At 43.0% G+C, this 23,857-nt stretch carries 17 protein-coding genes, 1 tRNA gene and 3 rRNA genes; 7 read left to right on the top strand and 14 right to left on the bottom strand.

The genetic code is table 11. The features are described 5' to 3' along the window. Positions 1-42 precede the first annotated feature (42 nt). From HUU81_RS00315 to HUU81_RS00305, 3 genes are read right to left on the bottom strand one after another with little or no spacing between them, the layout of a single operon-like run. Positions 43-837, bottom strand: a complete 795-nt coding sequence (locus HUU81_RS00315; RefSeq protein ID WP_199610221.1) for a phosphoadenylyl-sulfate reductase — start codon at positions 835-837, stop codon at positions 43-45. Further along, positions 809-2,569: an assimilatory sulfite reductase (NADPH) hemoprotein subunit gene (cysI, locus tag HUU81_RS00310; RefSeq protein ID WP_199610220.1), complete on the bottom strand. Its 1,761-nt coding sequence runs from the start codon at positions 2,567-2,569 to the stop codon at positions 809-811. Before cysI ends, HUU81_RS00315 begins: the two co-directional genes overlap by 29 nt. Further along, positions 2,569-4,386 (bottom strand): assimilatory sulfite reductase (NADPH) flavoprotein subunit, encoded by a 1,818-nt coding sequence (locus HUU81_RS00305; RefSeq protein ID WP_199610219.1) that lies wholly within the window; start codon positions 4,384-4,386, stop codon positions 2,569-2,571. Before HUU81_RS00305 ends, cysI begins: the two co-directional genes overlap by 1 nt. Positions 4,387-4,686: 300 nt before the next feature. Here HUU81_RS00305 and HUU81_RS00300 point away from each other — a divergent pair, with 300 nt between their 5' ends. Next, positions 4,687-5,355, top strand: a complete 669-nt coding sequence (locus tag HUU81_RS00300) for a hypothetical protein (protein WP_199610218.1) — start codon at positions 4,687-4,689, stop codon at positions 5,353-5,355. 139 nt (positions 5,356-5,494) lie between these two features. Continuing rightward, positions 5,495-7,621: a S9 family peptidase gene (locus HUU81_RS00295; protein WP_199610217.1), complete on the top strand. Its 2,127-nt coding sequence runs from the start codon at positions 5,495-5,497 to the stop codon at positions 7,619-7,621. Between the two features lie 99 nt (positions 7,622-7,720). On the opposite strand, the gene HUU81_RS00290 is transcribed toward HUU81_RS00295, so the two are convergent. The 3 genes from HUU81_RS00290 to HUU81_RS00280 all read right to left on the bottom strand — a co-directional run bounded on the left by HUU81_RS00290 (position 7,721) and on the right by HUU81_RS00280 (position 9,529). After that, on the bottom strand, positions 7,721-8,323 hold the full coding sequence (locus tag HUU81_RS00290; RefSeq protein ID WP_199610216.1) for a GNAT family N-acetyltransferase: 603 nt from the start codon (positions 8,321-8,323) through the stop codon (positions 7,721-7,723). A gap of 97 nt (positions 8,324-8,420) precedes the next feature. Next, positions 8,421-8,717 (bottom strand): GIY-YIG nuclease family protein, encoded by a 297-nt coding sequence (locus HUU81_RS00285; protein WP_199610214.1) that lies wholly within the window; start codon positions 8,715-8,717, stop codon positions 8,421-8,423. Between the two features lie 11 nt (positions 8,718-8,728). Then, on the bottom strand, positions 8,729-9,529 hold the full coding sequence (locus HUU81_RS00280; RefSeq protein WP_199610213.1) for a glucose 1-dehydrogenase: 801 nt from the start codon (positions 9,527-9,529) through the stop codon (positions 8,729-8,731). A 161-nt stretch (positions 9,530-9,690) separates the two neighbouring features. On the opposite strand from HUU81_RS00280, the gene HUU81_RS00275 reads away from it, so the two are divergent. Together HUU81_RS00275 and HUU81_RS00270 are read left to right on the top strand one after the other, a co-directional pair. Further along, on the top strand, positions 9,691-10,158 hold the full coding sequence (locus HUU81_RS00275) for a DUF192 domain-containing protein (protein ID WP_199610212.1): 468 nt from the start codon (positions 9,691-9,693) through the stop codon (positions 10,156-10,158). Positions 10,159-10,222: 64 nt separating this feature from the next. Continuing rightward, positions 10,223-11,320 carry a phospholipase A gene (locus HUU81_RS00270; RefSeq protein WP_199610211.1) on the top strand — a complete coding sequence of 366 codons (1,098 nt, stop codon included), beginning with the start codon at positions 10,223-10,225 and terminating at the stop codon, positions 11,318-11,320. 79 nt (positions 11,321-11,399) lie between these two features. Here HUU81_RS00270 and HUU81_RS00265 read toward each other — a convergent pair whose 3' ends face one another. Then, positions 11,400-13,448: an endonuclease gene (locus HUU81_RS00265; RefSeq protein WP_199610209.1), complete on the bottom strand. Its 2,049-nt coding sequence runs from the start codon at positions 13,446-13,448 to the stop codon at positions 11,400-11,402. A gap of 420 nt (positions 13,449-13,868) precedes the next feature. Here HUU81_RS00265 and HUU81_RS00260 point away from each other — a divergent pair, with 420 nt between their 5' ends. Further along, complete coding sequence (locus HUU81_RS00260) at positions 13,869-14,150, top strand: response regulator (protein WP_199610207.1); 282 nt, start codon at positions 13,869-13,871, stop codon at positions 14,148-14,150. 960 nt (positions 14,151-15,110) lie between these two features. Here the strand turns inward: HUU81_RS00260 and rrf are convergent. From rrf to HUU81_RS00240, 4 genes are all read right to left on the bottom strand, one after another. Further along, positions 15,111-15,225: ribosomal RNA gene (rrf, locus tag HUU81_RS00255) — 5S ribosomal RNA — on the bottom strand. A gap of 156 nt (positions 15,226-15,381) precedes the next feature. After that, a 23S ribosomal RNA gene (locus HUU81_RS00250) occupies positions 15,382-18,266 on the bottom strand. A gap of 297 nt (positions 18,267-18,563) precedes the next feature. Then, positions 18,564-18,639: transfer RNA gene (locus tag HUU81_RS00245), tRNA-Ala, on the bottom strand. Positions 18,640-18,733: 94 nt separating this feature from the next. After that, positions 18,734-20,274: ribosomal RNA gene (locus tag HUU81_RS00240) — 16S ribosomal RNA — on the bottom strand. The 16S, 23S and 5S rRNA genes sit together here with 1 tRNA gene alongside, the layout of an rRNA operon. 592 nt (positions 20,275-20,866) lie before the next feature. Between HUU81_RS00240 and HUU81_RS00235 the strand changes: the two genes are divergently transcribed. Next, the gene (locus HUU81_RS00235; protein ID WP_199610205.1) at positions 20,867-21,406 is read left to right on the top strand and encodes a gamma carbonic anhydrase family protein; all 540 of its coding nucleotides are present in this window, start codon (positions 20,867-20,869) and stop codon (positions 21,404-21,406) included. Here HUU81_RS00235 and HUU81_RS00230 read toward each other — a convergent pair. Both HUU81_RS00230 and aroE read right to left on the bottom strand, forming a co-directional pair. Then, complete coding sequence (locus HUU81_RS00230) at positions 21,403-21,642, bottom strand: DUF1488 family protein (protein WP_199610203.1); 240 nt, start codon at positions 21,640-21,642, stop codon at positions 21,403-21,405. The two genes, HUU81_RS00235 and HUU81_RS00230, sit on opposite strands and share 4 nt — an antisense overlap. Beyond that, positions 21,617-22,447 carry a shikimate dehydrogenase gene (gene aroE / locus HUU81_RS00225; RefSeq protein ID WP_199610201.1) on the bottom strand — a complete coding sequence of 277 codons (831 nt, stop codon included), beginning with the start codon at positions 22,445-22,447 and terminating at the stop codon, positions 21,617-21,619. Before aroE ends, HUU81_RS00230 begins: the two co-directional genes overlap by 26 nt. A gap of 41 nt (positions 22,448-22,488) precedes the next feature. On the opposite strand from aroE, the gene HUU81_RS00220 reads away from it, so the two are divergent. Then, positions 22,489-22,944, top strand: coding sequence for a group II truncated hemoglobin (locus HUU81_RS00220; protein ID WP_199610199.1), 456 nt, complete (start codon positions 22,489-22,491; stop codon positions 22,942-22,944). A 6-nt stretch (positions 22,945-22,950) separates the two neighbouring features. Here the strand turns inward: HUU81_RS00220 and hemF are convergent, their stop codons facing one another. Then, a complete protein-coding gene (gene hemF, locus HUU81_RS00215) occupies positions 22,951-23,856 on the bottom strand; it encodes an oxygen-dependent coproporphyrinogen oxidase (RefSeq protein ID WP_199610197.1) in 906 nt (301 codons plus the stop codon). Position 23,857 lies beyond the last annotated feature (1 nt).

Raw genomic sequence — 23,857 nt, 5'->3', positions numbered from 1 at the left:
ACGGTTTAGTAAAGAAATAAAGGATAAAAAGAGTGACGGTAATTAAATACCGTCACCGTCAATGTGTAGACCACATTCTCGAGACATCCCATTGAAGCGAGTTTCTTCTTCAGTCATGCCAAGCTCTAATGGACGTGTGGTATGTACGTCACCCACTGAAACATAGCCGGCTTCCCATAGCGGATGGTAAGGTAAATCATTATCTTGTAAGTAGTAATGCACATCTTTGTTAGTCCACTCCAACATTGGATAAACCTTCACCGTGCCCTTGCTAATTTCAACAATATCCTTGTCTTCACGAGTGGATGATTGAGTACGACGTAAGCCTGAAAACCATGTACCAACCTTCAGTTGCTCAATTGCTTTTAACATTGGCTCAACTTTATTAAGCTGATTATAACGCTTTAACCCTACTTCGCCCTGTTCCCACAATTTACCATGCACTGCTTCTTGCCATGCTGGTGTCATATTGCTGCGATAGACATGCAAGTTTAACGACAGTTGCTGCTGAAGTTGATCAATAAACTGATACGTTTCAGGAAATAAATAGCCAGTATCTGTTAACACCACTGGAATATCAGGCTGTTGTTCAGTGAGCAAATGCAGCATTACGGCAGCTTGAATACCAAAACTTGACGACAGCATCGGACTGTCAGGCAAATTCGCTAAACACCACGCCACACGCTGCTGTGGTGTTAATGGCTTAAGCAGCGCATTAATCTCGCGTAATGCTTGTTGTTGCTCACCCTCAGGCAGTGTCAGTATATGCTTATACGACACTGCGCCAGCCTCACTTAGGCTGGCTTGCTTAGGCTTGGCCAACGTTGATACCGTCATGGAAATTTTGCCCCCTAACCGGTCTGTTTTCAGTTGCTGATAGCACGCCAGCGCGCACCACAAAATCACCAAACCCTTCATCAGCGTTACGCTCTTTGGCATAACGCGCTAATAGTGAATCAAGCGATGTTAAAATCGTTTGTTCGTCTACGTTTTCCATATATAACTTGTTAAGGCGTGTTCCTACGCCATCCGCACCTAAGTAATAGTTGTATTTTCCTGGGCCTTTACCAACAAATCCCACTTCTGCAGCAAACGGACGTGCACACCCATTAGGACACCCTGTCATACGCATTACTATTTCTTGATCGCTTAAGCCATACTTCGCCATAATATCGTCTACTTTACTTACTAACGTTGGCATATAGCGTTCGGCTTCTGCCATCGCTAACGCACACGTTGGTAAAGCAACACAGGCCATGGTGTTTTCACGTACTTTCGAAATGCGTGGCATTAAACCATGAGCTTGCGCCAACCCTTCAATCTCTGACTTATGTTCAGTGGGTATATTGGCGATGATTAAGTTTTGATTTGCCGTCATACGCAAATCACCTTGGCCAATAGTTAACATTTTTTCAGCAATTAACCGCAATCCCGTTTTAAATTGATGTGTGTCGGTATCAATAATACGGCCATTTTCAATAAATAACGTTAGATGATGATTGCCATCTACACCTTCAACCCAACCATATCTGTCACCCTGTTGGGTAAACGTAACAGGTTTTGCCGGCTCAAACTTAATACCTGCATATTCTTCAACGGCTGCGCGGAATGCCTCTACGCCCATACGATCAATCGTATACTTTAAACGAGCATTTTTTCGGTCAACACGATTACCTTCGTTACGTTGAACCACTAAAATGCCTTCTGCAATTTTTAATGTGTCTTCAGATTTAATAAAGCCTAAGTCTGACGCTAAACGCGGGTATGTTTCATGATCGCCATGGGTAGATCCCATACCTCCACCAGCTGTAACATTAAAACCAACCAACTGATCATTTTCGATAATGGCAATAAAGCCCATGTCGTTTGTATACACATCTACATCATTGTGCGGTGGTACAGCAACGGCAGTTTTAAATTTACGTGGTAAATAGGTAGGACCGTATATTGGTTCATGGCCTTCTTTAGTATGTTTCTGTACACCACTTTTATATTCTTCACCGTCTAACCAAATATCACAAAATGCGCGTGTTTCTGGTAATAAGTGCTCACTGATTTTTACTGACCACTGATACACTTCTTGATGAATGTGTGAAGCAATCGGATTGGGGTTACACATTACATTACGGTTTACATCGCCGCAGGCCGCAATCGAATCTAGCTCTACGGTATTCAGTGCCTGCATTAACGGTTTCACATTGGGTTTTAAAATGCCGTGATACTGAAACGTTTGGCGCGTAGTTAAACGAATGCTGTTATATTCAGTTAGCTCGTCTGCCACTTTGTCCACTGCTAACCACTGTTCAGGTGTTGCAACGCCACCTGGCACACGTGCGCGCAACATAAAACTATATAATGGCTCTAGCTTTTGCGCTTTGCGTTCTGAGCGTAAATCACGATCGTCTTGTTGATAAAAGCCGTGAAACTTAGTGACTTGCTGATCGTCTTCCGCCATTGAGCCTGTTGTATTGTCAGCCAAACTTTCTTTAATGGTGCCACGTAAAAAGTTACTACGTGTTTTGATACCTTCGTTCGCTGCTAATTTTTGATTTTTGTTATTGTCGCTCATTAATAAACGTCCTTCTGGTAACGCTTTTGTGCACGTAATTCGGTTAAGTAAGCTTCCGCTTGTTCTTGATCTTTAGCGCCGTGCTGTTTAATTATTTCAATTAAAGCATGATGTACATCTTTTGCCATTCTGCTTGCGTCACCACACACATAAATATGGGCGCCTTGCTCTAACCATTCAAATACAGCTTGGCCTTGTGCTATTAATCGATCTTGTACATACACTTTTTCAGCTTGATCGCGACTAAATGCCACATCTAAGCGAGTCAGTAGCCCTTGCTTCTTATAGCCTTGTAATTCTGTTTGATATAAAAAATCTTGAGTAAAATGAGGATTCCCAAAGAATAACCAGTTTTTACCTGCTGCTTCATCTGCATCACGCTGCTGTAAAAATGCTCTAAACGGCGCAATCCCTGTACCCGGCCCAATCATGATGACAGGCGTGTCGCTATTCGCTGGTAATCGGAAATTGTTGTTTGGCTCAACATAAACCTTAACATCACCGCCTTCTTCAAGGCGCTTAGCTAAGAACCCTGAAGCACCACCTTGATGTACATGACCAAAGGCGTCATATTCCACTAGGCCTAATGTTAAGTGTACTTCTTCTTCGGTTTCAGCTTGGCTTGATGCTATTGAATATAAGCGAGGCGTTAATTTACGTAATATTCCAGCAAAATCTGCCGCGCTTACCGTGTCTGGATATTCACGCACAACATCAATTACTTGGCGCGTTGCAATGTAATCACGCAACCCTGCGCCATCGCTAGCAATGTGTGTCAGCGCTTCATGATTAATTAGCTCTGCATATTTTTTCACAAATCCCGGATGCAATAGCGTTAGCTCTAGCGCTTCTTTTAGTGCCACTTTAATAGTAAGCGAATGTTCACCCACATTAACTTCGTCATGTTCGTTAATGCTTAATAGCGCTAATAACTCGGTAACAATAGCGTCATCATTTTCAAAATACACACCCAGTGCATCACCTACTTGGTATTGAATGCCAGAATCGGCAAGATCTATTTCAATATGGCGTACATCTTTGGTTGAATTACGGCCAGTAATTTTCTGGTTTGCGACCAGTGTAGCCGTGAATGGATTTTGTTTCGTAAAGGTTTGCGCTGCCGCTGAAGCAGGTGTAGCCACACCCGGCATAGGAATAACCTGAGAAGTACTTTCATTGGAGCTTTCTTTTACTTCCTCTTCAAAGGTTTTAATCACCGCTTCAGACCATGTTTTAGCGTCGTCTTCATATTCAACATCACAATCTTGACGTGGAATAACGGCTTGAGCGCCTAGCGCCGCTAAACGCTCGTCAAAGTCTTTACCTGTTTGGCAAAACAGTTCATAAGAGCTGTCGCCCAATGCCAGTACTGAATATTTTAACTTATCTAATTTTGGCGCTTTCTTACTTGCTAAGAACTGGTGAAGAATTTCCGCATCATCAGGGGCGTCACCTTCGCCATGTGTGCTTACCAAAATAACTAAATGCGTTTCTTTCTTTAGCTGCTGCGGTTTAAAGTCAGCCATCGACGTTAACTTAACCGCCAAGCCTTGTGAACGGGCACTGTCTGCCAATGCTTGCGCGATCCCTTTAGCATTACCGGTTTGCGAACCATATAAAATGGTTAAAGTATCACCAGCCTGCGGCTGACTGGCTAGCATCGGCATTTGGCCACCAGCAAGCTGTGCATTCGCAGCAAGGTAACCACTCACCCACGCTTGTTGAATGGGATTCAATTCGGCCACTAAACCTTGTAGTTTAGTAATTTGTTCATTAGTAAGCGGGCTTGATTCCGCAGTTAACTGTGCAAGTAACATGAGCTAAAGACTTCTTTCCTATTTTCAGACTGCTGAAAGAATAGCGGTACAACCAGTAAAAAAGAAATATTAGAAAACTCTTTTTTATTACTTATTAGAATAACGAAGCTAATTTGTTGAAATGAGAGGTATCCCTGTAGGAAAAGGTGAATGGGTAACATTCATTCTGCCTAGCACAATTGAAAATGAAAGCTACACTTAATGATGTTTCATCATAATCGTTCATCTATTGATACAAGTAGATATTTTATTAACTTGGGTATTCATTCCAAAGTCACATTCATAAATCTGGAAAAAGCTATGTCACGTGCAATGTGGGTCATCGTTTTAAGCTGTTTGGTATTTAGCAACCAGTCATTTGCTGGAACAATTGACATTGGTGCCGATGCGGGTAAACGTGTCGCCATCGGAGCCACGTATAGTGACGGCTCGCACTTTTTATTAATTGCTAAAGAGCGCAATGGTGGAGTTCGCGTAACTATACCAGATCAAGAAAACGTTACAGACAGTATTGTAATGACAACGTTTCAGGGACGAGTGTTTAGTTTTAAATTAAGCTTATTAGGTATTGGGGCTGGAGGCTTGACGAGCATAGAGCCATTCTCAGTACCCGGCCTTGCCAGTACAGATGACAGTCAGTTTATTATTGCGCAGTTCAACATGAGCGAATACCTTTCAAACGGTATAAACTTTAACATTGGTGACACTTTTTCAGTTAATAATGGCCAAGTATCTGGTACTCCTTTCCTCGACATTTATGACGCATCAGCACTCTCGTTTGATCCTGATGTAACCGCTAGTTCATTACTAGACTCATCCTTTATATCCTCACTGCCTCGTTTTACGGGTGACATTGAAGTGCTAACCAACGCTAGCTTTTTTATACCATCACCTAGTCCGTTGCTTCTCATCCTAGGATTTATCCCGGGAATGATTTACATCACTAAACGCAAATACCGCGCTCCATAATTGTTACAGTCAATATTGTTTCATTCTTCCCTTTAAGAGCAAATCAGTCCTCTATGCTTAGCATAGGCTGATTTTCTTACCATTTCTTTGTACACTGTGTGCGGAAAAAACTAATAAGCACTAATAAAAAGGATGGACAATGAAAAAGCTCACCTCTGCGCTTGCTATTGCACTAGCAGTTGCCAGTTCAACCAGTGTCGTTGCACAGTCTAATAATGATGTACTGTCAGTTGACGATATCCCTAAAATAAAGTCGGTTATTCAACCTAAAGTCAGCCCAAATGGTGCATACGTTGCATTTACTCGCTCTAAGCCTCGTGAGTTATATAAAGACGAGAATGGCAAAAATTACAGCGAGCTCTATATTGTTGACGACAAAGGTAATGAGCGCTCATTTATCACTGGTGATGTAAGTGTTCGTAATTTGCAATGGTCAAATGACGGTAAGCATGTGTACTTTCTAGCGAAATTAAATGGCGAAAAGCACACTGCCCTTTATCACATTCCATTTAATGGCGGTCAAGCACAACAGGTGATGTCGTTAAAAGATACTGGCATTAATAACTACCGCATTAGTCCAAATGGCAAACAAGTGGCGCTATTAGCTAAGCCAGCAAAAGACAAAACCGAAAAAGAACTAAAAAAACTTGGGTTTATGGCCGAGGTTTATGAATATGATTTAAAAAGTCAGCAATTATTTATTGTGGACTTAGCCCAATCTGACAAACCTTTATCGCCAGAAGCTATCAACATTGAGCAATACGTGGGTGCGGTGGAATGGTCTCCAACAGGCGACACATTATTAGTAAAAACCCAGTTAAGCGCATTAATTGATGATCAATATATGCAATCAGCGTGGCATTTATATAATGTAGCCAGCAAAGAAACGGTATTAAGCTTTAAGACTGAAGGCAAGTTAGGTGCAGCCGAGTTTTCTCATGATGGCAAATACATCGCTATGCGTGGCTCTGAAGATAAGCACGATCCTGCTGATGGTCGCTTATTCCTTGCTAATGCACAAACCGGCGAAGTTAAAGAGTGGTTGCCTAACTTTATGGGGCATATTGGCGATTTCGAGTGGGCAAATAAGTCAAACACTCTATATTTTGTTGCTAACGTCAATACACACAGCTCTATTGAAAAAATAAAAGTTGGTAGCAATAAATCTAAGCCCGCAGTCAAAGCAGGCAAAGTGATTGCTTCCAATTTAAGCCTATCAGACTCTGATAAAACATTGTCCTATAAAGGACATAGCGCACAGCATCCAAGCGAGATTTTCTTCCAGCGCGGTAAAAAGTCAATTAAATTAACCGACTCTAACCCTTGGTTGAAAGACAAACGTTTTGCTAAACAAGAAACGCTCACCTTTAAAGCTCGCGACGGTGTAACGATTGATGGTGTTATGGTTTACCCATTAGATTATCAAAAAGGCACCAGCTACCCGCTCATTATGGTTGTTCATGGTGGTCCAGAAAGCCATGTGCCTGACGGCTGGGTGACTGGTTATTCGCGTCCAGGCCAAATGGCTGCAGCACGTGGCTATGCGGTATTCTATCCTAACTATCGTGGTTCTACAGGCAAAGGGGTTGCTTACTCTAAGCTTGGTCAAAATGATTATGCTGGTAAAGAGTTTGACGACTTAGTCGACTTTAAAAAACACCTTGTTGATATGGGCATTGCCGATACAAAACGCGTTGGTATTACTGGCGGATCTTACGGTGGTTACGCTTCTGCATGGGCAGCAACAAAACTCACTGAGCACTTTGCAGCCAGTGTAATGTTTGTTGGTATTTCTAATCAATTATCGAAATTTGGTACTACTGATATTCCTAACGAAATGCATTTAGTACATGCACGTTCATACCCGTGGGATAAATGGCAGTACTACTTAGAGCGCAGTCCTATTTACTGGGCAGGCCAATCTAAAACACCATTATTAATTATGCACGGTAAAGATGATCCGCGCGTACACCCTGCTCAATCTATGGAGCTTTATCGCTACATGAAAGTGCAAGGTAAAGATGTGCGTTTAGTATATTATCCGGGCGAAGGCCACGGTAACCGTAAAGTTGCCGCTCAATATGACTACAGCTTGCGTTTAATGCGTTGGTTCGACAATTACCTGATTGATGGTAATAAAGAAATGCCAACCCATAAGCTAGATCACGCCGAAAAACTAAAAGCCGTTAAGAATGCGGGTAAAGAGAAGGCAGAAGATAAAGCGTGCGAATGTAACGATGAAGACAGCGCAGCAGAAAAAGCGTAACACTTAATCAGCTTGATTATTTGTTAATAGACTGATTGAAAGCCAAGTAGCGAATATTCGTTAACTTGGCTTTTTATTTTAGGACGAGATAAACAACAATTATGGTGCAAGCTTCGCCAAAAGCGACTTACTTACCGAAGGCCATTCTGACTGGATAATAGAGAACACGACTGTATCACGCAATGCGCCGTCTGGTTCGATAGTCGCGTTACGGATCACCCCATCTTGCTTAGCACCTAAACGTGCAATAGCATTACGCGATGCATGATTATGCCAATGGGTGCGAAACTCCACTGCAATTGCATTTAATTGACTAAACGCATGATCAAGTAACAGCCACTTACACTCTGTATTCACCGCCGTTTTTTGGTAGGATTTTGCATACCACGTGTAACCTATCTCAACACGTCGATGCTGGGGAACTGCATTGCAGAAGCGTGTACACCCAATCACTTTCTGCGTTGCATTGTCGATCACCACAAAGGGTAATGACACCCCTTGGCCTGCGTCAGTAAACGCCTTTTCTAAATAAGTATCAATTGACTTCTCTGACGGTACAGCAGTAAACCAAAGTTCCCATAATTTACCGTCTGTTGCAGCTTCAACTAATGCATTTCTATGTTCAAGCTTAAGGGGCTTTAGGGTCACATGTTCACCTTTAAGCTCAATCGTTTTCATCCATTCGCTTGTTGTGTTGCTCATTTACATGTCCTTTTTTGTTAGAAAATATCACTTCGTGACAAACGAAAAATTTCGCAATTAACAGCCCTATTCTTTCTTAAGCGATAAATAAATGCAATCAGGTGAGATCCGCTGACTGTGTGGATAATATTGACCAGGTTTTAGGGTGCTTAATCAAATATTCTTTGCGAGACTTAGTCAAGCGTTTAACCGCAATCTCTGCTTTACAAGCTTGCGACTTACTTCCTACTTCAACACTGAAAACTAGCTGTAGTGGTCCTTTACCTTTTAGATACTTTGCGCCTTTTTTACTGCCACTTTGGTGCTCTGCGAAACGCCTTTTAACGTCAGTAGTAATGCCTGTATATAAGGTATTACTGCGACAACGGATCAGGTATAAATACCACGTATTCATAGCTAGTACCGTTAATTATTCGGAGCGGCTGTACTTCCAGCCAATATGCCACCATCAATATTTAACTCTATCCCTGTTACATACTTAGATTCATCTGACGCCAAATAAAGCGCTGCGTAAGCCACATCATTGGGCTCACCCATTACACCTAATGGAATATCTGAGGCAACCGCTTTTATATTATCATTACGCAAATCGCCGTCACCTAACATAGTATCCCACATGGGAGTGAGAATGGCTCCGGGATGAATTGAGTTACAACGAATTGGATAGCGCTTTTCAGCGCAATATAATGCAACCGATTTAGAGTGATTTCTCACAGCAGCCTTGCTTGATGCATAAGCAGCAGCCGCCGGAATACCAACCAAACCTGAACGAGAAGAAATATTAACAATACTCGCCCCTTGGCTGTGCTGCATAAACTTAATGCCGTACTTACAACCTAATGCCACACCGTCTAAGTTAACCTGATGTACTTTATGCCAACTGGCCAAGTCAATGTGCTCAGGATCATGCATTCCACTGGTTTCCATAAAGCCTGTAATGCCCGCGTTGTTCACCAATATATCAAGCTGACTAAAATGATCGCTGATATAACACATTGCGGTTTTCCAATCACTTTCCTGACCCACATCTAAGCGCATATACTCAGCATTGCTACCCAACGCATCAGCAACTTGCTGGCCTAATTCGTCGTTAATGTCAGATACGATCACTTTCGCACCATGTTGTACGAATAGCTCCGCAATAGCGCGTCCAATGCCCTGCGCTGCACCTGTTACTAGTGCCACTTTTCCTACAAGTCTCGACATATTCGCCTCCATTTCACGTAATTTCTTTCTTATGTGCTGATTTTACTGTAATTTAACGTATAAGTTAAAAATTCTATCTTTTACAGCTAGTTGCTTTACAGAATAACACCAACCCAGCTCTTAAATTGAAAACACAACTAAGTGCATTACAAAGTATAAAGATGAAAACAAAGTTTACTACCCTCATTGCGCTCACCAGCCTCCTATTATCTATTTTAAGCTGGTCTTTAATAACAACCGCAAAATCTGCCCCACAATTTAAGGTTGTAGAATTACGTGTTGGTGAGCAAGTCGTCACGGCAAAAGTTGCTAATAATCAAGCCACACGTGCGCACGGGCTGATGTATGCTAAATCAGCCAATCCCGGTATGTTACTTGTTTATGATCAGCCCAAAGAAATGCACCTGTGGATGCGTAACACCCTAATCCCTTTGGATGTTGCTTTTTTTGACGTGAATGGAAAAATTATAAAAATCACTCAAATGGAAGCACTTAGCGAGCAAATACATTCATCAGGCAAGCCTGTTATTGGTGCACTGGAGCTACCCTTACATTGGTACAAACAGCATAAGGTAAGCATCGGCGATATGATTGATTATAAAACTGCGATTAGCTCAATATCAAAATGAAAAATCCAAACGCAATGATATACCGTTTAACCATCATAATATTATTTACACACTAAGGACGATTATGCGCACCCCAACATTGTCAGTGCTATGCATTGGCTTGTGTAGTACGTTTCAAGCAGTTGCTCAAAGCTCAACACCACTTACTCACTATCAAACTTGCGTGTTAGAGGCTGTTGAGCAAGGAGATAACAGCACTTCTATTTCACACATCAAAAAGCAGTGTAAAAATGAAGCTGACACCCAGTTAAGTCACGCTGATAATCAGTCTGATGATAAAGCAGATGCCGTTATTTTCTCGACCAAAGTGGAAGGCGCAGGAAAGCGATTAGGCACCAAAGAACGATTAAACGGCCTTATTTCCAGCCGTATCAATAAAGAGCGCGCCAGACAATTCGATCCATTCGTCATTACTCCTCACCGACTCAATTATATTTTACCTGTATATTTCACCGACAGCTTAAACACCGAAGCCTATGACTTTAACGAAGATTGGCAAGAAAACATGACGTCTCTCGAGTCTAAATTTCAACTTAGCTTAAAAGTACCGTTGACGCGTTCAACTACCTTTATCGAAAATGACGGTTTTTATTTTGGTATGACGCTTGAAGCATGGTGGCAGGTATACTCTGAGAACATTTCAAAACCATTCCGAGAAACTAACTATCGCCCTGAATTCTTTTATTTAGCCCCACTACCTTGGCATCCATTTGACGGTAATACCGGTTTTGTAGTCGGTATTGAGCACCAATCAAACGGTCGTTCGCAAGAGCTATCTCGTAGCTGGAACCGTATTTATGTAAATTTACTTTACGAGCATGGCAACTTTGCGATGTCATTTAAGCCATGGTGGCGCATTAATGAAAATCCGAAAGAGTCACCCTTTGCAGCAAGAGGCGATGACAATCCTGATATCAATGAATTCTTGGGCTATTATGAAGCAGAACTTGCTTACAAATGGCACGACTTAGAATTTCACTCTTTATTTAGAAGTAATTTCGCTAGTCATAAAGGTGCCGTACAACTTGGCTTTACATTTCCACTGGTTGGTACCTTACGTGGATATGCGCAATACTTCAGTGGTTACGGAGAAAGTTTAATTGACTATAATCATGCTCAGCAGCGCTTAGGCATTGGTGTAGCTTTAAACTCTTTCTTCTAAATATTTCACTGCATTCTTCAAATAATAAAGGTGCCAATTTAGGCACCTTTTGTATTAGCTAGTCCGTTTATAGTATCTATTAAAACTGTATTGACCAATTATTAAGTTGACCAACGTCTTGGCTATAATTATCAGCAACGGTTAACTTCCAAACACCTTGTGGATTGCCAGAAAAACTTACTGGATAACTGGCGATAACGTTTTGTCCACCATCACCACCGTCTTTTGTTTTCAGGGTATAGTTCGCACCTGATGGACTAGTAAGTACTAAACTAATATCTCCACGATATGTGTGTGTAATATTCACGGCAACGGTCATTTGACTGACAGAATCTGTTCTGGAAACCGAAATATTACTCACAATTGAAGATGCATCAGGTATTGCCGTGACCGAGGTATTTTCAAAATAAGTAGGTTGAGCAACTGGACCACCACTCGCTACAAAATTTTGTCCGCTATTGATCTGCGCTGGCGAATCATTTGCTGCAGACTGCCATGCAAAGTCACTGTATTTACTGCCTGAGCCAGTAAGTTGTAATGAGTAACCCGCTTGTGTTGAAGAGTTTTCTGATACACCAATATCGACGGACTTCATCCCACTTGCAGCACCATCTGTTGCAGTAAAGGCACCTTCATAACTAATGAACTGAACAACTGCACCAGCATTATTAATCAAAGCCAGTCCTTCTGGTGAGCCATTTTGCAAACCTGAAGCGGCAAAGCTTAAAACACCAAAACCATTACTTTGATTAGCTAATGTACCTGACAATGGAATCGTTTTGTAAACTGTGCCACCACTTCCGTTATAAGCAAGAATGCTCCAGCCCGACAAATTAGTGTTGGCCGTGCCAGCAATTTCGATAAACTCATTAACGTCTGTGCCGCTATTATCGTAATGCAACTCGTTAATCCATATTTCAGTTGTTGGAGCTGAGCCGCCAGATGTAGAAGCTTCTGCACTATAGCCAGATTGATTACTATATTTATCGGTTGCTGTAATAACGTAGTGATAAGTAGTGCCAGCTTGAGCCGTGTTATCTGTAAATGAGCTTGAATTAACTAACCCTACGTTTAATTTTACATACCCTGAGCCCGACGTTTCTGTTCTGTACACACTATAACCTGCAAGATCAGACTCTGAGTTTGCTGTCCACGTAACTGTTACATCACTCGCGCCAGCTGCTGCTTGCACACTAGTAGGAGAAGCAGGTGCCACTAAGTTACCACCTGCGCCTGAAGAAACACCCGAGCAATTATTCTCAAAGACACAGGCAACATATTCAGGATGATCAACAAATGGATTTCGATTCCCTTGATACAGATAAACAGCATCATTATGTCGTGTTTCAAACGCGTCTACCGGGTCATCTTTATGCCATTGTAATAGCACTGAACGTAATCCCATGTAAGCAACAGAAATATTAGAACCTTGTTGCGAGTTTGAAATTAATGTGCGATCGTCCGTCAAAATCAAATCAGGTTCACTAACCCCTGTAATACCATGTGTGCCACCTTCATATCGAACATCTAGGTATAATAAAGCACGAGCCACATCTCCTTTGCGCCCTTCCCATGTTTGCCAATTTGCACCAGATGTCCAGTTTGATTCACTTGAAGAGCCACCGCGGCCATTATTCGACTGCGTTACATATTCTGTACAGCCTGAAGAGCATGAGGCAAAAGGTTTATTACTGCGGTGAGAGTTATAAGTGCTGTTTGAAATGAAAAGGTGGTGGGTGTCAGTATAAGCATAATTGGTTGGGCCATCTTTTGGGAAACCGTATGACTTAGGCCAAGTATGCTCACGGTTATAGTAGTTATTGCCCCCACCAAACTTTTGATAACTGGCATTTAAATAAACATCTATCACATTACCAGCTGAGTTAGGATCTTGATCTGCCACTTCAAGAATATTCCATGTATCGATAGTTGATGCACTGTATGGAAATTTATGATGATCATCGATGATGTTGTGAAGAGAGGAGCGAAGCGAAGTGGAGGATGAGGCATTTACAGTATCGTAGTAGCCCGAAGGTATTGCAGCATAAGCATTAAAAGCAATTAATGAGCAAGCCGACAATACCGTTCTACGTATCGTTCGCCCTAGCGCGTTATTATTAGTTTTCATTTTTAGACCTATTTACTTGATTACTTAAATCCAAATAAATGATCACAACAGCATGGATGATTAACTGCTTAGATCAGCCTAACCATCCGTGTTAGATGGATAAAAAATGTACCATTTGTAACATCATATGTCTGTTAAACTTTTGTGCTGATTTCATCAAACTTTCAGCACTTTGGTGTGTCATTACGTAATTTAACAACATTTAACAGCATAAGCCATGTAAAGCGTGTAATAAAACTACAATGCGCATTTGTGTTTATTTTGATCAAACTGAACAGAATTTAAGTATTCGTAAAGTATATCCTTAATCGCTTATTAAACTTGTTAATCAACTAGAAACAGACTAATGCGTAACGAACGTTGAATATTAAAAGCTAACTCTATGATTAATTCAGCGAATAATTAAAGAAGATATCAGCTATGTTCACACCAATTGAGGTTAAGTTTTTACAAATAGAACTGAAAAATTTTATTAGCCGCTCACAGAAGCGCCTTGAAGATACTCAGATCAAAGAGGATAAGCGAGAAATAATGGAAACTAAATTGATAGCCGCCGTATCAATTGCCAACAAGCTCGATCACTTAACACCTGTGCAAGAAAACATTCATAAAGAAGCCCGTGTACTTATCGTCGATGATGTAGAGTCAATGAGGAAAGTTCATCGGCATTACTTTATGGAGTGCGGATTTAACTGGCTGTAGATGGTTATCGTGCCTTTATCCTTTTGAAAAAGCATACGAACTTGAACGCGCTTATGAGTTAGTAATTTCTGATTTGGAGATGCCAAAAGTAACAGGCCTTGAATTACTAAAGAAAGTCCGAACTGACCCTGAACTCTGGCACACCCCATGTATTTAATTTCTTCACTATCTGAAAAAAAGCATATCGTGAAAGCAATCAATATGGGCGCCACTGGCTACCTAATTAAACCAGTTAACCAAAACATGGTTAAACAGATGTTTTCAGAATACATAAAGTAACAAAGCGAATTTATCGCTCGTGTTGTGACCGCTTTCTATAGTACAACAGTGCAGTATGATATGCTCTTACATCATAACTAACAGCCATTAGCAATATATCACCTCATATCCGTTACGATATAAAGCATCAAATCGGAATGGAATAGTAAAGGTTCAACTAATAAACATTAACGATGCAGTATACAAACCTCATGTACACCAAAAGTAAAGATCTTTACGAGGTTAGATAGGCTAGATTAAAGCTGAGATGTACGCATTACATGTTGCCAAATATACATGTTAACCTTAAAGAATTTCAGGAAAAGAATAAAGAGAAAAGAAAAAGAGTAAAAATGAACTACAAAGAAAATAGATGAGCACCATTCGATGCGAATAGAAATAGCCGAGGCGTGACAATCGCAACTATAGAACACTCACTTCCCCTAGCAGCAACAGAGCTCGCATCACATCAGCGTATTCAGCTGGCATATTCTTAAATATACCTAAATACATACAGCTCAGTACTAAGTCCTCAATACGCCTTTCTAAGTACTTATTTGCTAAGTACTGGCGCCTAAATAGCGAGTCTCACATGTCGGATGCTGGATGCTAAATAGTGCATGCCACTTACTGTGTTCTCAATACCAAGTCCCACATAGCAAAAAACCCGCTCACAGTGTGAACGGGTTTCTTTAATAGGGAGCCTGGCGATGTGCTACTCTCACATGGGATCTCCCACACTACCATCGCCGCTGTTGCGTTTCACTTCTGAGTTCGAAATGGAGTCAGGTGGTTCCACAACGCTATTGTCACCAGGCAAATTCTTTTATAACAATACTGGAAAAGCAAGGCCTCAATGAATAGAGGTCATACTGGAAATTGTTATAACAATTCCAGTGATAATTAAATCAATGTCACTCAATTGATGTCTATCAATCAATCTCGTTAGCGCTTCACACAACTTTGGTGTTGTATGGTTAAGCCTCACGGGCAATTAGTACAAGTTAGCTTAACGCCTCACAGCGCTTCCACACCTTGCCTATCAACGTTGTAGTCTTCAACAACCCTTTAGAGAACTTAAAGTTCTAGGGATGACTCATCTCGAGGCTCGCTTCCCGCTTAGATGCTTTCAGCGGTTATCGATTCCGAACATAGCTACCGGGCAATGCCACTGGCGTGACAACCCGAACACCAGAGGTTCGTCCACTCCGGTCCTCTCGTACTAGGAGCAGCCCCTCTCAATCATCCAACGCCCACGGCAGATAGGGACCGAACTGTCTCACGACGTTCTAAACCCAGCTCGCGTACCACTTTAAATGGCGAACAGCCATACCCTTGGGACCGACTTCAGCCCCAGGATGTGATGAGCCGACATCGAGGTGCCAAACACCGCCGTCGATATGAACTCTTGGGCGGTATCAGCCTGTTATCCCCGGAGTACCTTTTATCCGTTGAGCGATGGCCCTTCCATTCAGAACCACCGGATCACTATGACCTACTTTCGTACCTGCTCGACGTGTCTGTCTCGCAGTTAAGCTGGCTTCTACCATTACACTAACCGTACGATGTCCGACCGTACTTAGCCAACCTTCGTGCTCCTCCGTTACTCTTTGGGAGGAGACCGCCCCAGTCAAACTACCCACCAGACACTGTCCACACTCCAGATAATGGAGCAATGTTAGAACATCAAACATACAAGGGTGGTATTTCAAGATTGGCTCCACCATATCTGGCGACATGGTTTCAAAGCCTCCCACCTATCCTACACATGTAGGCTCAATGTTCAGTGTCAAGCTGTAGTAAAGGTTCACGGGGTCTTTCCGTCTAGCCGCGGGTACACTGCATCTTCACAGCGATTTCAATTTCACTGAGTCTCGGGTGGAGACAGCGTGGCCATCATTACACCATTCGTGCAGGTCGGAACTTACCCGACAAGGAATTTCGCTACCTTAGGACCGTTATAGTTACGGCCGCCGTTTACCGGGGCTTCGATCATGAGCTTCGCTTACGCTAACCCAATCAATTAACCTTCCGGCACCGGGCAGGTGTCACACCGTATACGTCATCTTTCGATTTAGCACAGTGCTGTGTTTTTAATAAACAGTTGCAGCCACCAATTTTCTGCGACCGCCGTCAGCTTATGGAGCAAGTCCAATCACCGACAGCGGCGTACCTTCTCCCGAAGTTACGGTACCATTTTGCCTAGTTCCTTCACCCGAGTTCTCTCAAGCGCCTGAGTATTCTCTACCTGACCACCTGTGTCGGTTTGGGGTACGATTCGTTATTATCTGAAGCTTAGAAGCTTTTCCTGGAAGCAGGGCATCAATGACTTCCACTCCGTAGAGTGTCGTCTCGTGTCTCAGCCTAGTGTCAGTCCGGATTTACCTAAACCGACAGCCTACTCACTTTCACGTGGACAACCAACGCCACGCTCACCTAGCCTTCTCCGTCCCTCCGTCGCAATAATAACAAGTACAGGAATATTAACCTGTTTCCCATCGACTACGCCTCTCGGCCTCGCCTTAGGGGTCGACTCACCCTACCCTGATTAACATGGGATAGGAACCCTTGGTCTTCCGGCGTGGGGGTTTTTCACCCCCATTATCGTTACTCATGTCAGCATTCGCACTTCTGATACGTCCAGCAAGCCTTACGACTCACCTTCAACCGCTTACAGAACGCTCCCCTACCACTCACCTAAAAGGTGAATCCGCAGCTTCGGTGGCATGTTTAGCCCCGTTACATCTTCCGCGCAGACCGACTCGACCAGTGAGCTATTACGCTTTCTTTAAAGGATGGCTGCTTCTAAGCCAACCTCCTGGCTGTCTGAGCCTTTCCACATCGTTTCCCACTTAACATACACTTTGGGACCTTAGCTGGCGGTCTGGGTTGTTTCCCTCTTCACGACGGACGTTAGCACCCGCCGTGTGTCTCCCGAGTATCACTTTACGGTATTCGGAGTTTGCATGGGGTTGGTAAGTCGGGATGACCCCCTAGCCCAAACAGTGCTCTACCCCCGTAAGTGTCCGCTCGAGGCACTACCTAAATAGTTTTCGGGGAGAACCAGCTATCTCCCGGTTTGATTAGCCTTTCACTCCTAGCCACAGGTCATCCCCTAACTTTTCAACGTTAGTGGGTTCGGTCCTCCAGTGCATGTTACTGCACCTTCAACCTGCCCATGGCTAGATCACCGGGTTTCGGGTCTATACCTTGCAACTCGACGCCCAGTTAAGACTCGGTTTCCCTACGGCTCCCCTAATCGGTTAACCTTGCTACAAAATATAAGTCGCTGACCCATTATACAAAAGGTACGCAGTCACCGAACAAGTCGGCTCCCACTGCTTGTACGTACACGGTTTCAGGTTCTATTTCACTCCCCTCACAGGGGTTCTTTTCGCCTTTCCCTCACGGTACTGGTTCACTATCGGTCAATTGGGAGTATTTAGCCTTGGAGGATGGTCCCCCCATATTCAGTCAAGATATCACGTGTCCCGACCTACTCGATTTCACAACAAATTCGTCTTCGTGTACGGGGCTATCACCCTGTATCGCTGTGCTTTCCAGCACATTCCACTGACTTGTAAGCTGCTTAAGGGCTAATTCGCGTTCGCTCGCCGCTACTAGCGAAATCTCGGTTGATTTCTTTTCCTCCGGGTACTTAGATGTTTCAGTTCTCCGGGTTTGCCTCTTATAGCTATGTATTCACTATAAGATACCTGCAAGCAGGTGGGTTTCCCCATTCGGAAATCGTGGTCTATAACGGTTTTTATCACCTTAACCACGCTTATCGCAGATTAACACGTCCTTCATCGCCTCCAATTGCCTAGGCATCCACCGTGTACGCTTAGTCACTTAACCATACAACCCAAAATTGTTTGACCAACTTTGTGTTAGTATGCGCTAGTTTTGTCCAAAGATGGACAATGTCGTTATGATTAATAACGACGCTCTATGAGTAATTGATTGATAATCGCAATTGCGACACCACCAAATAGAGTGACATTTACGTCATTAGCGTATGAATCAACAGTTGCCTGTTGCTCAGTTATTCATACGCTGGATTTAATTATCAGCTTTTCCACATTGTTAAAGAGCAGTTTTGAGCAGAAGCTCAAAAGTAAAGATTCTTGGTAAGAACATTTAGTTTTGAGTTATTGGTGGAGCTAAGCAGGATCGAACTGCTGACCTCCTGCGTGCAAGGCAGGCGCTCTCCCAGCTGAGCTATAGCCCCAATATACAAGCACCGTTAGGTGTGTTGTTCTTTGCTCTGACTTTGTAATCTAATCATCTGTGTGAACACTCGACAATAGCGTCGAATCTTTTGGTAAGGAGGTGATCCAGCCCCAGGTTCCCCTAGGGCTACCTTGTTACGACTTCACCCCAGTCATGAATCACTCCGTGGTGATCGCCCTCCCGAAGGTTAGGCTAACCACTTCTGGAGCAACCCACTCCCATGGTGTGACGGGCGGTGTGTACAAGGCCCGGGAACGTATTCACCGTAGCATTCTGATCTACGATTACTAGCGATTCCGACTTCATGGAGTCGAGTTGCAGACTCCAATCCGGACTACGATAGACTTTATGGGATTCGCTCCACCTCGCGGTCTTGCTGCCCTTTGTATCTACCATTGTAGCACGTGTGTAGCCCATCCCGTAAGGGCCATGATGACTTGACGTCGTCCCCACCTTCCTCCGGTTTATCACCGGCAGTCTCCTTAGAGTTCTCAGCATTACCTGCTAGCAACTAAGGATAGGGGTTGCGCTCGTTGCGGGACTTAACCCAACATCTCACAACACGAGCTGACGACAGCCATGCAGCACCTGTCTCAGAGTTCCCGAAGGCACCAAACTATCTCTAGTAAGTTCTCTGGATGTCAAGGGATGGTAAGGTTCTTCGCGTTGCATCGAATTAAACCACATGCTCCACCGCTTGTGCGGGCCCCCGTCAATTCATTTGAGTTTTAACCTTGCGGCCGTACTCCCCAGGCGGTCTACTTAATGCGTTAGCTGCGCAAAACAGTTCTTGACGAACCGAGCTGCTAGTAGACATCGTTTACGGCGTGGACTACCAGGGTATCTAATCCTGTTTGCTCCCCACGCTTTCGCACATGAGCGTCAGTATCGAGCCAGAAAGCTGCCTTCGCCATCGGTATTCCTTCAGATCTCTACGCATTTCACCGCTACACCTGAAATTCTACTTTCCTCTCTCGTACTCTAGTTAACCAGTTTCAAATGCAGTTCCCGGGTTGAGCCCGGGGCTTTCACATCTGACTTAATTAACCGCCTGCGTGCCCTTTACGCCCAGTAATTCCGATTAACGCTCGCACCCTCCGTATTACCGCGGCTGCTGGCACGGAGTTAGCCGGTGCTTCTTCTGCGAGTAACGTCACAGCTGACAGCTATTAACTGACAACCTTTCCTCCTCGCTGAAAGTGCTTTACAACCCGAAGGCCTTCTTCACACACGCGGCATGGCTGGATCAGGCTTGCGCCCATTGTCCAATATTCCCCACTGCTGCCTCCCGTAGGAGTCTGGACCGTGTCTCAGTTCCAGTGTGGCTGATCATCCTCTCAGACCAGCTAGGGATCGTTGCCTTGGTGAGCCATTACCTCACCAACAAGCTAATCCCACTTGGGCTAATCTTAAGGCGTGAGGCCCGAAGGTCCCCCACTTTGGTCCGTAGACATTATGCGGTATTAGCAGTCGTTTCCAACTGTTGTCCCCCACCTTAAGGCATATACCCAAGCATTACTCACCCGTCCGCCGCTCGTCATCTTCTAGCAAGCTAGAAATGTTACCGCTCGACTTGCATGTGTTAGGCCTGCCGCCAGCGTTCAATCTGAGCCATGATCAAACTCTTCAATTAAAAGTTTTGTTGAAACCGAAGTTTCAGCTCAATGAATTCTGTATATATTGACTGTTGAGTCACTCTACAAAACTATTGAGATTTAAATATCGTATTGAGCCGAAGCTCTTAGATCCTAATCTCTATTGTGAGTGCTCACACAGATGATTGATTACAAATTGTTAAAGAACAGTGCTTGGTGCTGATTGGTAACTTGTTACCGTTTAGCTCGAAGCGGGATGCGCATTCTACGCTTTCCGTTTTCAAAGTCAAGCAGTTAATCTAATTTATTTTTTGAAAAGTTTTTTTAAAACTTCACTCTTTCAAATTCGATTAACTGGTTAACCTTGACACCTGATTTAACGTTTGAATTTAGTTCTTGTTAAACCGTTTGGTTTGGCTGATGTTGCTTGCTTCCCCGTTGGTGTGGAGGCGCATTATAGGGAGATTTAAAAACAGCGCAAGTACTTTTTTATCTTTTTTGTTTGTTCGAATAATAATTAAGCAAATAAGCCCTATATAGCCTATATTCGTTTTAATTAGGGTGATTTTAGTTGCTTTTTTGCACACCGCAGTTAAGTTGTGCGTAAAAATCAATAAAGCTTAGAGTAATATGACAGATATACGCAGTTATAAAGGGATATATCCAACTATTGGTAATAAATGCTATTTAGATAATAGTGCAATTGTGGTGGGTAAAGTTAATTTAGCTGATGATGTGAGTGTTTGGCCATTTGTAGTAATACGTGGTGACGTAAATACAATTAGTATTGGTGAACGAACAAACATTCAGGATGCTAGCGTTTTGCATGTAAGCCGCACATCCGCTACAAAACCGAATGGTTCCCCATTAATTATTGGTTGTGATGTAACGATTGGGCATAAAGTAATGTTGCATGGTTGCCAGTTGGGTAGTCGCATTCTAGTAGGTATGGGTGCAACGATTATGGACGATGCCATTATTGAAGATGATGTGATGATAGCAGCTGGCGCGCTGGTGCCTCCCAATAAAATATTAAAAAGTGGTTACCTCTATGTGGGAACGCCAGTCAAACAAGCGCGCAAATTAACTGATGATGAGATTTCCTTTTTGAAGCGATCAGCAACTAATTATGTTGAGTTGAAAGACGACTATCTATTAGAGAGTATTTAAATCTGATTAAGCCACACTTCGCCTGCATCATTATATTTTTCATTTTCAATTAATTGTGTGGCTTGTTCTTCCCAATCAAAATGATGCTCATCAATGATTGATGACATATCCGCTTTCACGTGAGTGAGAGGTACATAGCAACCAATAATCTGACCATCGACGATGGCATCAAAACTCAGCGCCGCCTTATTAAGGTTAATACTGAAATTATCACGAAATTGTATTCTTTGATTCACTCTGTATTTTCTCACGTAATAAATTAATCACTCGTTTACTATCAGGCCGTTTACCTCGCCATAAGTAAAAGCTTGCAGCAGCCTGCTCAACCAACATACCTAAACCGTCGAATGTTTTTGCCGATGAAAATTGTTGGCACCATTCGTTAAAAAACGTTCCATCCGCACTATAAAACATATCGTAAATTAAGGTAGCGTCTTTAAGTAGTGTAGTATCTATATCAAGAATACGCTTATCAATGCTAGCAGAAGTCGAATTTATTACAATGTCATAGGGTTGATGTGGAATATTCGTAAGGCTCGTACCATCAACTAACGGCGATACTTCAGCTAGTTTAGCTGCTTTTTCTGCGGTTCTATTTGCTACCACTATTTTTAGCGGCTGTTTTGATAATAAAGCAGGTAATACACCTCGTGCTGCTCCACCCGCCCCTAACAACAACACAGATTTATTGGTTAAGTCAAAACCAAGATTCGCGATATCACGAACCAGTCCGACGCCGTCAGTATTGTCGCCCAAAATACTACCGTCCGATTGTTTAATGAGCGTGTTTACCGCACCAGCTTGCTGCGCATAGTCGCTCAATATATCTGCGTACTCATAAGCAAACTCTTTAAACGGGAGTGTTACGTTCGCGCCTTTACCTATAACAAAAAAATCATCGAAGATTTGCTTTACCGATTCCTTTTCAGCGAGAATAGCTTGGTACTGTATGACGTCATCAAATTGTTGTGCAAAGTATTGATGCACTAATGGAGAGCGCGAGTGTGCTATTGGGTTACCAAATACAGCGTACGTATCCATAAAACCTTACTTAATATATCTGTTTAAAAGTATTATATTCTATGATTAAAAAGTTAAGTCAATTACTGACACCAAAAAAGCCACGTGACACTAATGCTCGTCAACCTATCGATGAGCTATTAAAGGCACCTTATGATGCTATTGGTGGCGAAGCGGCAACACGAGCAATTGCCAATCGGTTTTACGATATTATGGCATCAGATCCCTTTGCGAAAGAGCTCTATGCTATGCACCCTCAACCATTGGATAGAATTCGTCAGGTGTTTTTTGAGTTTCTTTCAGGTTGGTTAGGCGGCCCAGCATTGTTTGAAGAAAAATATGGCCACCCTCGTTTACGACAACGTCATATGCCCTTCAAGATTACACCACAGCTACGTGATCAATGGCTGCACTGCATGAACAAAACATTAGATATTGAAATAGATACACCACTATTACGAGCCAAGCTTAAACAATCTTTAGCGCAGCTCGCAACACATATGATAAATAGTGATTAATGCGAATTAAAGCCATTCACGTGGGACGAGATAGCTAGCCAAGTTAGCTTCATCGCTGTTTGGTTCAGGTGAGTAATTATACTCCCACCTTGCTAATGGTGGCATAGACATTAATATTGACTCTGTTCTACCGCCTGTTTGCAGGCCAAATAGCGTACCTCGGTCATAAACCAAGTTAAACTCTACGTAACGCCCACGCCTGTAAAGTTGAAAGTCGCGCTCTCGCTCACTAAAAGGCGTGTTTTTTCTTCTATTAACAATTGGAATATACGCCTCGAGGTAAGCATTACCAATATCTTGCATAAACTGAAACGAACGCTCGAAGCCCCACTCGTTTAAATCATCAAAAAATAGGCCACCTAAACCACGTGTTTCGTCACGGTGCTTTAAGTAGAAGTATTCGTCGCACCAATGTTTGAACTTTTTATAAACTTCTTCACCGTACGGATCACAAGCCGCTTTTGCTACTTGATGCCAATGCTTAGCATCTTCTTCAAACACATAAAACGGCGTTAAATCAAAACCACCACCGAACCACCATACCGGCTCCGCATGTTCTTTTTCAGCTAGAAAAAAGCGCACATTGGCGTGTGAGGTCGGCACATAAGGATTATAAGGATGAATCACCAAAGAAACACCACAGGCTTGGAAGTTACGGCCCTGCAACTCGGGTCTGTGTGCTGTCGCTGAAGCTGGCATTTTTTCACCGAATACATGTGAATAATTTACACCCCCTTGCTCAATAACAGTGCCATTCTTCAATACACGTGAACGTCCACCGCCACCTTCTTCTCGTAGCCACTCATCTTCAATAAATCGTCCAGAGCCATCGCACTCTGATAAACCTTGGCATATCCTATCTTGTAAGTTTTTAAGGAACGATTGAACTCGCTGGATATTAACTTCAGACATT

Origin of the sequence: Flocculibacter collagenilyticus, from assembly GCF_016469335.1 — a bacterium.
GTDB lineage: Bacteria > Pseudomonadota > Gammaproteobacteria > Enterobacterales > Alteromonadaceae > Flocculibacter > Flocculibacter collagenilyticus.
The sequence above is the reverse complement of the archived record's forward strand: the minus strand, read 5'-3'. Positions and strand labels throughout refer to the sequence as shown.

Coding starts and splice junctions, on each gene's coding strand:
- HUU81_RS00235 (WP_199610205.1), top strand. CDS start 20,867: ATGACAGATATACGCAGTTATAAAGGGATATATCCAACTATTGGTAAT.
- HUU81_RS00290 (WP_199610216.1), bottom strand. CDS start 8,323: ATGAGCAACACAACAAGCGAATGGATGAAAACGATTGAGCTTAAAGGT.
- HUU81_RS00270 (WP_199610211.1), top strand. CDS start 10,223: ATGCGCACCCCAACATTGTCAGTGCTATGCATTGGCTTGTGTAGTACG.
- HUU81_RS00305 (WP_199610219.1), bottom strand. CDS start 4,386: ATGTTACTTGCACAGTTAACTGCGGAATCAAGCCCGCTTACTAATGAA.
- HUU81_RS00275 (WP_199610212.1), top strand. CDS start 9,691: ATGAAAACAAAGTTTACTACCCTCATTGCGCTCACCAGCCTCCTATTA.
- HUU81_RS00300 (WP_199610218.1), top strand. CDS start 4,687: ATGTCACGTGCAATGTGGGTCATCGTTTTAAGCTGTTTGGTATTTAGC.
- HUU81_RS00220 (WP_199610199.1), top strand. CDS start 22,489: ATGATTAAAAAGTTAAGTCAATTACTGACACCAAAAAAGCCACGTGAC.
- aroE (WP_199610201.1), bottom strand. CDS start 22,447: ATGGATACGTACGCTGTATTTGGTAACCCAATAGCACACTCGCGCTCT.
- HUU81_RS00315 (WP_199610221.1), bottom strand. CDS start 837: ATGACGGTATCAACGTTGGCCAAGCCTAAGCAAGCCAGCCTAAGTGAG.
- HUU81_RS00285 (WP_199610214.1), bottom strand. CDS start 8,717: ATGAATACGTGGTATTTATACCTGATCCGTTGTCGCAGTAATACCTTA.
- hemF (WP_199610197.1), bottom strand. CDS start 23,856: ATGTCTGAAGTTAATATCCAGCGAGTTCAATCGTTCCTTAAAAACTTA.
- cysI (WP_199610220.1), bottom strand. CDS start 2,569: ATGAGCGACAATAACAAAAATCAAAAATTAGCAGCGAACGAAGGTATC.
- HUU81_RS00260 (WP_199610207.1), top strand. CDS start 13,869: ATGTTCACACCAATTGAGGTTAAGTTTTTACAAATAGAACTGAAAAAT.
- HUU81_RS00295 (WP_199610217.1), top strand. CDS start 5,495: ATGAAAAAGCTCACCTCTGCGCTTGCTATTGCACTAGCAGTTGCCAGT.
- HUU81_RS00280 (WP_199610213.1), bottom strand. CDS start 9,529: ATGTCGAGACTTGTAGGAAAAGTGGCACTAGTAACAGGTGCAGCGCAG.
- HUU81_RS00265 (WP_199610209.1), bottom strand. CDS start 13,448: ATGAAAACTAATAATAACGCGCTAGGGCGAACGATACGTAGAACGGTA.